Annotated in this window: 8 protein-coding genes; 4 read left to right on the top strand and 4 right to left on the bottom strand. The window is 63.9% G+C overall.

Annotation, left to right across the window (positions count from 1 at the left end; genetic code table 11):
* Positions 1–10 precede the first annotated feature (10 nt).
* Positions 11–1384, top strand: coding sequence for a sigma-54 dependent transcriptional regulator (locus V3B64_RS19940; RefSeq protein ID WP_329914787.1), 1374 nt, complete (start codon positions 11–13; stop codon positions 1382–1384).
* A 524-nt stretch (positions 1385–1908) separates the two neighbouring features.
* Here V3B64_RS19940 and pilB read toward each other — a convergent pair.
* From pilB to V3B64_RS19920, 4 genes are all read right to left on the bottom strand, one after another.
* Entirely contained in the window at positions 1909–3636 is a 1728-nt protein-coding gene (pilB, locus tag V3B64_RS19935; RefSeq protein WP_121504697.1) for a type IV-A pilus assembly ATPase PilB, read from the bottom strand.
* A gap of 13 nt (positions 3637–3649) precedes the next feature.
* On the bottom strand, positions 3650–6706 hold the full coding sequence (locus V3B64_RS19930; RefSeq protein WP_121504698.1) for a fused MFS/spermidine synthase: 3057 nt from the start codon (positions 6704–6706) through the stop codon (positions 3650–3652).
* A 999-nt stretch (positions 6707–7705) separates the two neighbouring features.
* Positions 7706–8875, bottom strand: coding sequence for an isoprenylcysteine carboxylmethyltransferase family protein (locus tag V3B64_RS19925; RefSeq protein ID WP_329914785.1), 1170 nt, complete (start codon positions 8873–8875; stop codon positions 7706–7708).
* Between the two features lie 72 nt (positions 8876–8947).
* On the bottom strand, positions 8948–9409 hold the full coding sequence (locus tag V3B64_RS19920; RefSeq protein ID WP_107432142.1) for a pilin: 462 nt from the start codon (positions 9407–9409) through the stop codon (positions 8948–8950).
* Positions 9410–9770: 361 nt separating this feature from the next.
* Here V3B64_RS19920 and V3B64_RS19915 point away from each other — a divergent pair, with 361 nt between their 5' ends.
* The 3 genes from V3B64_RS19915 to coaE are packed head-to-tail and all read left to right on the top strand — an operon-like array spanning position 9771 to position 12525.
* Positions 9771–11030 (top strand): type II secretion system F family protein, encoded by a 1260-nt coding sequence (locus tag V3B64_RS19915; RefSeq protein ID WP_107432143.1) that lies wholly within the window; start codon positions 9771–9773, stop codon positions 11028–11030.
* A gap of 8 nt (positions 11031–11038) precedes the next feature.
* The gene (locus V3B64_RS19910; protein WP_032128827.1) at positions 11039–11902 is read left to right on the top strand and encodes an A24 family peptidase; all 864 of its coding nucleotides are present in this window, start codon (positions 11039–11041) and stop codon (positions 11900–11902) included.
* Positions 11903–11913: 11 nt separating this feature from the next.
* Positions 11914–12525 (top strand): dephospho-CoA kinase, encoded by a 612-nt coding sequence (coaE, locus tag V3B64_RS19905; protein ID WP_032128828.1) that lies wholly within the window; start codon positions 11914–11916, stop codon positions 12523–12525.
* Positions 12526–12539: the final 14 nt, after the last annotated feature.

Below are 12539 nucleotides of genomic sequence, written 5' to 3'. Positions count from 1 at the left end.
TTTCACGCCCATGAACGAAACCCGCAGCGCCCTCGTCGTCGACGATGAACGCGACATCCGCGAACTGCTGGTACTGACCCTCGGCCGCATGGGGCTGCGCATCAGTACTGCCGCCAACCTGGCCGAAGCGCGCGAGCTGCTGGCCAGCAACCCGTACGACCTGTGCATCACCGACATGCGCCTTCCGGATGGCAACGGCATCGAGCTGGTCAGCGAGATCGCCCAGCACTACCCGCGCACACCGGTGGCGATGATCACCGCATTCGGCAGCATGGACCTGGCCGTGGAAGCGCTGAAGGCCGGCGCCTTCGACTTCGTCAGCAAGCCGGTGGACATCTCGGTGCTGCGCGGCCTGGTCAAGCACGCGCTGGAACTCAACAACACCGAACGCCCTGCGCCCGGCCCCGCCACCGAACAGGCTGCACGCCTGCTCGGCGCTTCGCCGGCCATGGACGTTCTGCGCACCACCATCGGCAAGGTCGCGCGCAGCCAGGCGCCGGTCTACATCCTCGGTGAATCGGGCGTGGGCAAGGAACTGGTCGCGCGCACCATCCACGCCCAGGGCGCGCGTGCGGCTGGTCCGTTCGTGCCGGTCAACTGCGGTGCCATTCCCGGCGAGCTGATGGAGAGCGAATTCTTCGGCCACCGCAAAGGCAGCTTCAGCGGCGCCCATGCCGACAAGCCGGGCCTGTTCCAGGCTGCACATGGCGGCACCCTGTTCCTGGACGAAGTGGCCGAGCTGCCGCTGCAGATGCAGGTGAAGCTGTTGCGTGCCATCCAGGAAAAGTCGGTGCGTGCGGTGGGTGCGGCCAACGAAGAACCGGTGGACGTGCGCATTCTCTCGGCCACGCACCGTGACCTGGCCGAACTGGTCGAGGACGGGCGCTTCCGCCACGACCTGTACTACCGCATCAACGTGATCGAACTGAAGGTGCCGCCGCTGCGCGAGCGCCGCCAGGACCTGCCGGAGCTGGCAGCCGCCGTGCTGGCACGCCTGGCCCGCAGCCACGGCCGTGCCACCCCGCTGCTGGCGCCGTCGGCGCTGGAAGCACTGGCCCACTATGCGTTCCCGGGCAATGTGCGCGAGCTGGAGAACATTCTGGAGCGCGCGCTTGCACTGGCCGAAGAAGACCGCATCGGTGCCGACGACCTGCGCCTGCCGCACCACGCCCCGCGTGCGCCCGGCGGCGCAGCACCCGCAGAAGCCGTGGCAGACCTGCAGCCGGGCGGTGCCGCCCTGCCCTCGTACATCGAGCAGCTGGAGCGCAGCGCCATCCAGCGCGCGCTGGAAGAGAACCGCTGGAACAAGACCCGCACGGCTGCGCAGCTGGGGATTACCTTCCGCGCGCTGCGCTACAAGCTGAAGAAGCTGGGGATGGAGTAAGGGCCGAACGGCCCTGGTAGGCGCCAACCTTGGTTGGCGTGCGCCGCCGCGCCATCCACGCATGGCGTGGATCCACCCACCAACGCGGTAGTGCCGGCCGCTGGCCGGCAACCCCCATGCATCGCGTCATCCACGCATGGCGTGGATCTACCCACCAACGTGGTAGTGCCGGCCGCTGGCCGGCAACCTCATGCATCGCGTCATCCACGCATGCCGTGGATACACCCACCAACGCGGTAGTGCCGGCCGCTGGCCGGCAACCTCATGCATCGCGCCATCCGCGCATGGCCTGGTTCTACCCACCAACGTGGTAGTGCCGGCCGCTGGCCGGCAACCCAATGCATCGCGTCATCCACGCATGGCGTGGATCTACCCACCAACGCGGTAGTGCCGGCCGCTGGCCGGCAACCCCCATGCATCGCGTCATTCACGCATGGCGTGGATCTACCCACCAACGTGGTAGTGCCGGCCGCTGGCCGGCAACCCCCATTCATCGCGTCATCCACGCATGGCGTGGATCTACCTCAATCCTTGGTAACGCGATTGATCTCGGCCAGGCTGGTCACACCCGCTGCCGCCTTCTTCAACGCCGACTGCCGCAGGTCATTCACCCCGATCTGCTGCGCCGCCTCGGCAATCTGCAGTGCGTTGCCGCCGGCCAGCACGATCGTGGCGATCTCATCGGTCATCGGCATCACCTGGTAGATACCGGTTCGGCCCTTGTAGCCCTCGGTGCACTCATCGCAGCCCACCGCCTCGTACAACTGGATGCCCGCATCCAGCTGCGCCTGAGTGAAGCCCTCGGCCAGCAACGCGTGCTCCGGCAGGTTCGCCGGTCGCTTGCAGTTGCCGCACAACCGGCGTGCCAGGCGCTGCGCGATCACCAGCGTCACCGAGCTGGTGATGTTGTATGGCGCGATGCCCATGTTCATCAGACGCGCGATGGTCTGCGGCGCATCGTTGGTATGCAGCGTGGACAGCACCATGTGGCCGGTCTGCGCCGCCTTGATCGCAATCTCGGCCGTCTCCAGGTCGCGGATTTCGCCGACCATGATGATGTCCGGATCCTGTCGCAGGAACGAGCGCAGCGCCGCAGCGAAGGTCATGCCGCGCTTGTTGTTCTGCTGCACCTGGTTGACGCCGGGCAAGCGGATTTCCACCGGGTCTTCGGCGGTGGAGATGTTGCGCGTCTCATCGTTCAGGATGCCCAGCGCGGTATACAGCGACACCGTCTTGCCGGAGCCGGTCGGGCCGGTCACCAGCACCATCCCATAGGGCTTGTGGATGGCGTCGTGGAACAGCTTCTGCTGGTCCGGCTCGTAGCCCAGCTTGTCGATGCCCAGCTTGGCCGCGCTGCCATCCAGGATACGCAGCACCACCTTTTCACCGAACAGGGTCGGCAGCGTGCTGACGCGGAAATCGATCTGCTTGGTCTTGGACAGGTTCAGCTTGATGCGCCCGTCCTGCGGCACCCGCTTCTCAGCGATGTCCAGCTGCGCCATCACCTTCAGGCGCGCGGCGATGCGCTGGTTCAACTTCACCGGCGCGCGCGCCACCATCTTCAGCAGACCGTCGATGCGCAGGCGCACGCGGTAGTCGTCTTCGTAAGGCTCGAAGTGGATGTCCGATGCGCCCTTGCGGATGGCATCGACCAGCACCTTGTTGACGAACTTCACCACCGGGGTGTCGTCGCCCTTGGCGTCGATGCCGGAGTCGCCCCCCGCGTTGTCTTCGTCGCCCAGTCCAACGTCGAGGTTGGCCATGCCCTCGTCGTCGCCGCCCAGCGCATCGCCGATGGTGTCGTGGCTGGCGTGCCACTGCTCCAGCGTGCGGCGGATCTGGTCTTCATCCACCAGGATCGGCTCCACCACCAGATTGGTGTGGAACTTGATCTCGTCCAATGCATGGGTCGGATTGCTGGTACCCACGAACAGCTTGCCACCGCGCTTGAACAGCGGCAGCACGTTGTGCTTGCGCAGCAGTTCCTCGCTGACCAGGCTCATCGCGTTCTGGCTGGCGTCGAAGGTGGACACGTCGAACAGCGGCATGCCGAACTCGACCGCGTTGGCGGCGGCGAGCTGCGAGGCGCTGACCAGCTTGTTCTGCGCGAACCACGTGGGCAGCGGCTGGCGGGCGGCCGTGGCCTTGGCCATGGCGTCGCGGGCGGAGGCCTCGTCCAAGGCGCCGTCCTGGACCAAGCGGCGGGCCAGGCCGGTGATGCCGACCAGATTGGGGGGGGAAACAACGCTCATGGTCTTCCTCGTATCACTCTTGCCCTGACGGCTGGGAATCAGCGGTTGCAGCCGGCACCGGGCCGGTGGAGGCCAGGTAGCTCAGCAGGCGCAGTGGCCCGTTCCGTCGAGCGTCAGGCGCAAGCGCCTGCCAGTACTGGTCCGTCAGCTGCCGCGATGCTGCGGTATCCCCCAGCGACCGTGCGGCATGTTGCATTGCCCCGAACAGATAATAGCCCGAGCCGGCATCAGCCAGCAGCGCCGGGCCATGCTCGCCCTGCAACAATCGACGTCCTTCCGTTAGTACGGTGTGGTGATCGTCGGTGGCGGCCGCAGCGACCAGCGCTAGGCTGGCAGACACGGTCGCATCCTCCGGCGAGCAGTCCATCCACCCTCGCTGTGACCACAGCGCCGCACGTTGCTCGGCCATCAGGAACGGCGAGGTATCACTAAACAGCGCGAACAGCAGCTGACTGCTCTCCAGCGGCGTCTTGTCCAGCTCGCAGCGAACCGCAAGCCCACGCAGCGCCTGGGCACGCAACCAGTCAGCGGCAATGACATCCTGCGAAGGCGCAGCATTGCCTTGCAGGAAAGCGGCCAGCGCTCGCGCGGCCGGACGCTTGTCATCACGACTCGATGCGGGCTGGGCGAAAGCTTCCATCTTTCTGCCAGCATTCGGCACTTCCGGTCGAGCAACGATCGGCCACGGCGTCGCCATCACCTCTTGAAAATCTCGGGTGAACGCGCTCTGGAAGCGCGCCACTGGCGCTTTCAGCTTTAATGTAGGGAAGTAGTCAGAATTGCGCGCGGCTGGGTACAGAGGGACAAACGCTCTGAGCGCGGCGGCGTCCATCGATAGCGCGTCCTGCAGATCGATCAGCGAATGCACGCCGATCCGCGCCAACTCTTCGCGCAATGCCGGTTGCTGGAACAGACTGTCGTTCATCGGCGGCAACTTGCCCTTCGGCGTTGCTACGAGGATGAGGTCGCCGCGGTTGGCCAGGTAGGCGCGCGCATCGGAAAACTGCTCCAGCATGCCTGCCAGCACCGAACTGACCAGCTCGGGCGTGATCTCATACATCTGTAGCCACTGCACGAACACGCCACCTTCGTTGAGCTGCTGCGGCACGAATGCATAGAACTCGTCACTGAACAGTGCGGCGGTACCGCCCACCCACGGATTGGAGGGTTCAGAGATGATTAGGTCGTATTTGCGCGGGCTCGCGGCGAAATAAGACTTGGCGTCGTCGATCACAACATGCGAGCGTGGGTCCTTGAAGGCTCGCTCAACACGTTCGCCGAACAGGCGTGCGCCCTCAACCATAGCGGGCTCGATCTCCACCGTATCCACTCGGCCAACACGGCGATCACCCAGCAACGTGTGCGTGCTGAGTCCCGAGCCGAAGCCAATCACGCCGACACGCTGGTAGCCGTCGTGCAGCGCTAGGGGCAGTGCTGCCAGCAGGATCATCGTCGACTCGTCGCCGGTAGGCGACTGCTGCATCGATACAGCCATTCCAGCATCCACCTTCCCGTTGGTAGCGATGGCTCGCATGCTGCCATCGGCTGTGGCGTTCTCGTAAACCGCGACGGTTGCAGTCTGTCCATCACGAGAAAACAGCATTGTTGCCGTGTCGGCCAGACGAGCATTGCCATGTCTGTAAACCGACGAATTCAGCACCAACGGATCGAAACGCACCAGCACAATTGTCGCCACCATGCCCAGAGCACCTAGTGCGCCGGCCTGGAGCACGGGCGAACGCAGCCAACTGACTGCAACACTCTGAACCCGTTGTAGCAGTACCAAGCCCAGCACGATGTCCACTACTGCAGCCAACAGCAAGGCGTACTTCAGCCCCAGCAACGGCATCAACAGATGGGTGGCGGCCAGTACGCCCACGATCGCGCCCAGTGTGTTGAAGGCATAGGCTTGGCCGATCGAGCGTTCTCCGTGGCCGCTGCGCAACAGGGCCAGGGTCAGCAGCGGCAGCGTCATGCCAGCGAAGAATGCGGCCGGGAACATCACCAGCGCGGCAATCACCGCGCTGGCCAGGTTGTACAGCACGTATCCGTCGGCGCTGCGCACGATGACCCGCATCAACCAACCCACCCAGTCAAAGGCCTGGGCATACACGAACATCGAGGCCAGCGCGGCCAGCCCCATCCAGACCTGCACCCAGCCAGCCACCCGCAGTGGTGATTGCATGCGGTCGGCACGGCGGCGCAGCCACAGCCCGCCGAAGGCGATACCGAAGATGAAGGCGGCCAGCATCAGTTCGAAGGAATGCAGCGTGGTGCCCAGCGCCAGCGACAACATGCGCACCCAGGTGATCTCATAGACGAACGACGATGCACCTGTGCCGGCGGCCACCAGTAGCACCAGCAACACCGGCACCACACTGCGGCGCGCCCCGTCGGATGCCGGTATGGGCGCCGGGCTGGCGATCACGGCCGGGGCGCTGGGGTCACGGGCCAGGGGATAGACGACGATGGCGACGACGATGTTGAGCAGGCCCGCAGTGAGTACGGTACCGGGCAGACCAACCGCGGGAAGCAGCAGGTAGGTGGCCGCCAGCGCACCGGCCGCCGCGCCCAGACTGTTGGAGAAGTACAGACCGGCGAGCACTTCACCCTGCGCCATCGGCTGTAGGCGCATGTAACCGGCGCTCATCAGCGGGAAGGTCGCTCCAAGCAGGACGCACTGCGGTAGCACCAGCGCGGTGGCCAACGCCCAGCGTAGCGCCGTTGAGGAAGCCCCCTCCATCCCGGGCATCAGGTAGGTATAGGCCCAGCCGGTCACGCTCTGGAACAGCCCATCGAAGCCGATGCCGAGTACACCGATCACCAGTTCAATGACCGCATAGGCCAGCAGGGGCCGGCGCAGCAGCGCGCTGCGCTGGCTGACCAGCCACGCGCCCAGTGCCATGCCGCCCATGAACAGGATCAGCACCAGCGACTGCGCATGCGAGGAATGCCCGAGGAACAGCCCTAGGTACTGAGTCCAAATGGACTGGTAGATCAGCCCGGCGAACCCGGACAGGATGAAGATCAGCAGCAGCCATGGGCCATGGCTGTTGGATATACGGTTCATTGCGGCTCCCCAGTCGCACGGTCAATCGTTAACAAGACACCAACGCTGCACAACGTGCAAGTCCCGGATGGGCAACATAGGTGTGATCACTTTCGAATCTCCAGCTATTCAACGCATCGCCATAGCTGCCTGACTGCCTGTTGGCTCGCCCTCTCCGGGTCGGCAGGATCACCGCTAAAGTGGGCGACCAGCAGACGATCATGACCGTCGGTCGCAGCAATCGACACCATCCCAGGCAAGCGCCCGAAGTGCGTCCAAGCGGGCGACCCGCTCTTCGCGGGCCAGTGCTTCCATCCATAGCCGTAATAGCTACCGTCAGGCAAGGTAATCAGGCTTGGCAGATCTTGGACTGGAAGTGTTCTCCGCAAGGCATCGTAGGTTTCGCCCAGCGATGTCCTCCAACCTCCTGCCCCGCCCAATGGATTCTGTAGCGCCTGCTGAAGCGACCCCGGCAATCCTCGTGGATCGCGCAGCAAAATCTCCCCGAGTAGGCAATAGCCCACATTGCTGTAGAGGATGGATCGCCCCGGGTGCTGCTCCGGCGGTCTTCCGGCCACATACTCCACACCCGCCAGGCAGGCTTTCCGTCCATCTATCAGTACCGGGTCCAGATGCGAGCGATCGAACCCACCCTGGTGCTGAAGTAGCTGGCGCAGCGTTATAGCACCCGTAGGTGCGGCAAATGTGTGCCCGGGCAACAAGCCAGACACCGGTGCATCCAACGAAAGTACGCCGGCATTGACCCGTCTTCGAATCTCTCCCGCCACCATCGGTTTGGTCAGGCTGGCCATCCTCAATGGACGCGGAGAACGGGCAATCGACCCATCTCGCAGATCAACAAACAAGCGATGGCCTGATCGCTCACCCAGTACGACTCGGCCTCCGGTTAGTTCAGGTTGCCTCAACGCAGATTGCAGGCACGTCTCATCGCTTGCCTCACGACAGCCCACCATCGCCAGTAGAAGCGCTGCCAAGCAGAAAACCCACCCCGACGCTTTCTTATCGACCACGACGACGGCACCACGCAAGCAATCCTTCCCGTGCGATCCACGCTGAGTATTCGCGATAAACGGGGTCGTTGCGTAGATGCCGCTCCTCGGTGCGCGCCCGCAGCCAGTAGACGGCATTGACTGCCAGCATCGCCAAACAGGAAACAATCGCCGTCCTCACCCCTGCCGTTGTCAAAAACGGGACAGAAATAAGCCACCAGGACAGGTTTTTGCTTATGTAGGCAGGGTGCTTGCTCCAACGATAGGGTCCATGGGTGATGACACCACGGTGGGTCAGGTTCGAGAAGCGAAGACCAAACGCCACGGTTGACCAAGTGTAGATGGCGGTCAAGAGCAAAATGGACCCACCCCACAGGATCGACACGGCACTGCCATCATCAAGCCACTGCCGCCAATGATGAGCGTTGCGGGAGATCAGCCAAGTATCGAGTACAAGCACACTTAACGGCGGGTAGCACGCCAGCGCTGCCCCCCAGCCAAGAAGAGTCCTGTCCACGGACCGGATCTCTCCTCCCAGACATCTGGCCGTTGAAACATAGCCAATCACACCAAATGCAGTGTCCACTGCGTACAACAACGTCATGCCGACGATATACAAGTGCAGATGGCGTTCTTCAGGGAGGCGATACTCGAGCCCTGCCAACCATGACCAGGACCAGCCCAGCATAAGTGGCAGGAAAAAACACTTCACGCACCAGCCCAGCAATGCCGTCAGCCCAGCCGCGTCAGGACATCGCAGCGCTGCCAACTGAACAAACACGCGCCCGGTAGCTGGAACCGTCTCACCCAGCACCTGCGGGCACAGAGCCGCAACTATCAACAGCGCAAGACCTGCCACAGGCAGCAGCGGCAATGCGAACGCAACCGCGGCCCCCTGATCGCCGCCGATGGATAGCTGGAGAGAGAGAAACACTGCCTGTAGTGCCGTGATCACCGCCACACCCAGCAAGGCCCCCTTGCGATCCGCCCCCCCTTCCGTCGTTGATCCTTTTCTCCATTCGAGGCACCACATCGGCAAGGCAGCGCCAGCCAACAAGGCGATCCATTGCACGGCGGTACCGGCACCGGCCCACCATGCAGAAACCAGACCCAACACCGCACCAGCGGCTCCCCAGCCACCGACACGCGCCCGAACTGCAGATTCAGGACGAACGTTCACTCCGCCTCCCCAAAACGGAAACGGGGAGCCGATGGCCCCCCGTTTGCATGAAACCCGAGCAATCAGCTGTTATCAGCCGCCGCTGGTGCCACCGCTGGTGCCGCTGCTGGACGAAGCAGCGCCCTGGCAGGAACCCGGACGGTACTTGGCATCAATCGAGCCGCCACAAGTCCAGCTCGGGACGACGCCATTCTTACCGTCACCTGCGGGGGTCAGTGTAATGTTCTCACCATCGATCAACTTATCGCCAATCGCCTGTGCGGTGGCGACGATCGCCTTGCCATCCCACTCCAGCTTGCTGACGTACTTGGTTGCCTGGAAGTCCGGCTTCCAAGTCGATGGCGGCAATGCGTTGTTGCTGGCCACGTATTCCGACACGTCGGTACGCAGTGAAGAAGCAGCCAGGATCACTTCCGAAACCTTGGCCTTCTTGGTGTAGTTCGAGTATGCCGGCAGCGCAATGGCGGCCAGGATGGCGATGATCGCAACAACGATCATCAGTTCGATCAGGGTGAAGCCCTTCTGGTTCTTCATGGTGGTACATCCCCAAGATAAGTGGTGGTTGATGTCGGGGGTGGCTGCCGGCCGGCCAGATGACCGGATGAGCAGGCTGCCCGTCCCCGCGGGTGGATCAACGCAGGTTACGTGCCAATCTCCCATGGCAGCGTCTCCCCGATTTCCCCGCGCCAATGATGGCAGCAATTTCGCGGATGGGAACCCCCCAGAAGCGAATCTGCGATGGACGCGGCAATGTGACGCGGTACGTCACCTTTCGTCTCGCCAGGTCGAAAACCCTGCGCGGCGTCACGCCAGCAGACTCCCCGGACGGCCCTGAACCGGCTACCATCGCCGGTCAGGATGCCCGCCTGGGGATGGCGGGCCTTGGGGAGCCAACATGTCTGTCAGTCGCAGTGCGATCAAGAAAGAGCCCGTGGCGCGTAGCACCATGGAGCTGCAGCCGTTTGTCTGGGAGGGGACCGACAAGCGGGGGATCAAGATGAAGGGCGAGCAGTTGGCGAAGAACGCCAATCTGCTGCGCGCCGAACTTCGCAAGCAGGGGATCAATCCCGGCCAGGTCAAGCCGAAGCCGAAGCCACTGTTCGGCGCGGCCGGCAAGCCCGTGGGCGCTAAGGACATTGCGTTCTTCAGCCGGCAGATGGCTACGATGATGAAATCCGGTGTTCCGATCGTCTCGGCACTGGAGATCATCGGCAGCGGGCACAAGAACCCGCGCATGAAGAAGATGGTGGACGGGATTCGCGCCGACATCGAGGGCGGTTCTTCGTTGAACGAGGCGATTAGCCGTCACCCTGTCCAGTTCGACGAGCTCTACCGCAATCTGGTCCGCGCCGGTGAAAGCGCCGGTGTGCTGGAAACGGTGCTGGACACGATCGCTTCCTACAAGGAGAACATCGAAGCACTGAAGGGCAAGATCAAGAAGGCCCTGTTCTACCCGGCCATGGTGCTGGTGGTGGCCTTCCTGGTCAGCACCATCCTGCTGGTCTGGGTGGTGCCGCAGTTCGAGGAGGTCTTCAAGAGCTTCGGTGCCGACCTGCCGGCCTTCACCCAGATGGTGGTCAACCTGTCCCGCTTCATGGTGTCGTGGTGGTGGCTGATAGCCATCGTCGTGATCGGAGCGGTGGTGGCCATCGCCATGACCTACCGGCGTTCGGAGAAGATGCAGCACACGGTCGACCGGCTGGTGCTGAAGGTGCCGGTGATCGGCCAGATCATGCATAACAGCTCGATTGCCCGTTTCGCCCGCACCACGGCTGTGACCTTCAAGGCCGGCGTGCCGCTGGTGGAGGCGCTGGGCATCGTGGCTGGCGCCACCGGCAACAAGGTCTATGGCGAAGCCGTCCTGCGCATGCGCGACGACGTCTCGGTCGGCTACCCGGTCAACATGGCCATGAAGCAGCTGAACCTGTTCCCGCACATGGTCATCCAGATGACCGGCATCGGCGAAGAGGCGGGCGCCCTGGACGCCATGTTGTTCAAGGTGGCTGAATACTACGAGCAGGAAGTGAACAATGCCGTGGATGCCTTGAGCAGCCTGCTGGAACCGATGATCATGGTGTTCATTGGTACCATTGTCGGTGGCTTGGTCATCGCAATGTACCTGCCCATCTTCAAACTCGGCGCCGTCGTCGGCTAAAGGTATCAATGGCATTTCTCGACCAGCACCCCGGCCTCGGCTACCCCGCCGCGGCCGCCCTGGGACTGCTGCTGGGCAGTTTCCTGAACGTGGTCATCCTGCGGCTGCCCAAGCGGCTGGAGTGGCAGTGGAAGCGCGATGCGCGCGAAGTCCTGGAGGAACCGGACTTCTATGAACCACCCCCACCGGGGATCGTGGTGGAGCCGTCGCATTGCCCGCACTGCAAGCACAAGCTGAGCTGGTACGAGAACATCCCGCTGTTCAGCTGGATCATCCAGGGCGGCAAGTGCCGCCACTGCAAGGCGCCGATCTCGCTGCAGTACCCGCTGGTGGAGGCGCTGACCTCGGTGCTGGTGCTGGCCTGCGTCTGGCAGTTCGGCTTCGGCTGGCAGGGCTTCGGTGCCATCGTGCTGACCTGCTTCCTGATCGCCCTGTCCGGCATCGACCTGCGAACGCAGCTGCTGCCCGACCAGTTGACCCTGCCGCTGATGTGGCTGGGGCTGATAGGCAGCATCGACAACCTCTACATGCCAGCCAAGCCCGCACTGGTGGGCGCGGCGGTGGGTTACCTGTCGCTGTGGACGGTCTGGTGGCTGTTCAAGCAGCTGACCGGCAAGGAAGGCATGGGCCACGGCGACTTCAAGCTGCTGGCGGCCCTGGGCGCCTGGTGCGGGCTGAAGGGCATCCTGCCGATCATCCTGCTGTCGTCGGTGCTGGGCGCCATCATCGGTTCGATCTGGCTGTACAGCCGCGGCCGTGACCGCGCCACGCCCATCCCGTTCGGGCCGTACCTGGCCATCGCCGGCTGGCTGTACTTCATGTGGGGTGCGCCACTGGTGGAGCAGTACCTGGTGATGAGCGGGCTGCGCTGAGGGGAGTCCCCATGAGCCGCTATGTGGTTGGCCTGACCGGAGGCATCGCCTCCGGCAAGAGCGAGGTGACCCGGCGCTTTGAGGCGCTGGGGATCGTGGTGGCCGACGCCGATCTGGCCGCACGGGCCGTGGTGGCTGCCGGCAGCCCGGCGCTGGCCCGTATCGCCGAGCGTTTCGGCGCCGACATGCTGCTGGCCGATGGCAGCCTGGACCGGGGGCGCCTGCGCGCCCACGTGTTTGCCGATCCGGCCGAGCGGACGGCGCTGGAAGCCATCACCCACCCGGCCATCCGTCGGCTGATGCAACAGCAGTGCGAGCAGGCTGAGAGCCCCTATGCGATTGCCGCGATTCCGCTGCTGACCGAGGTGGGCGGGCAGAAAGCCTACCCGTGGCTGGACCGGGTATTGCTGGTGGATGCGCCCGAAGCCGTGCAGCATGCGCGGCTGATGCAGCGCGATGGCATTGATGCCGCGCTGGCCGACCGGATGATTGCTGCGCAGGCCAGCCGCGCACAGCGGTTGGCGCTGGCCGATGACGTGGTGGTCAATGATGGGCAGCCGGAGGACCTGCAGGTGCAGGTGGAACAGCTGCATGCGCGGTATCTGGGGTTGGCCGGGGGTTGAGGCCTGGTTGCCGG

It is taken from the genome of Stenotrophomonas sp. SMYL86 (assembly GCF_036320025.1).
Lineage (GTDB): Bacteria > Pseudomonadota > Gammaproteobacteria > Xanthomonadales > Xanthomonadaceae > Stenotrophomonas > Stenotrophomonas maltophilia_A.
Note: the sequence above shows the minus strand (reverse complement) of the source record. Positions and strands in the feature narration are given on the sequence as shown.

Coding starts and splice junctions, on each gene's coding strand:
- V3B64_RS19940 (WP_329914787.1), top strand. CDS start 11: ATGAACGAAACCCGCAGCGCCCTCGTCGTCGACGATGAACGCGACATC.
- pilB (WP_121504697.1), bottom strand. CDS start 3,636: ATGAGCGTTGTTTCCCCCCCCAATCTGGTCGGCATCACCGGCCTGGCC.
- V3B64_RS19930 (WP_121504698.1), bottom strand. CDS start 6,706: ATGAACCGTATATCCAACAGCCATGGCCCATGGCTGCTGCTGATCTTC.
- V3B64_RS19920 (WP_107432142.1), bottom strand. CDS start 9,409: ATGAAGAACCAGAAGGGCTTCACCCTGATCGAACTGATGATCGTTGTT.
- V3B64_RS19915 (WP_107432143.1), top strand. CDS start 9,771: ATGTCTGTCAGTCGCAGTGCGATCAAGAAAGAGCCCGTGGCGCGTAGC.
- V3B64_RS19910 (WP_032128827.1), top strand. CDS start 11,039: ATGGCATTTCTCGACCAGCACCCCGGCCTCGGCTACCCCGCCGCGGCC.
- coaE (WP_032128828.1), top strand. CDS start 11,914: ATGAGCCGCTATGTGGTTGGCCTGACCGGAGGCATCGCCTCCGGCAAG.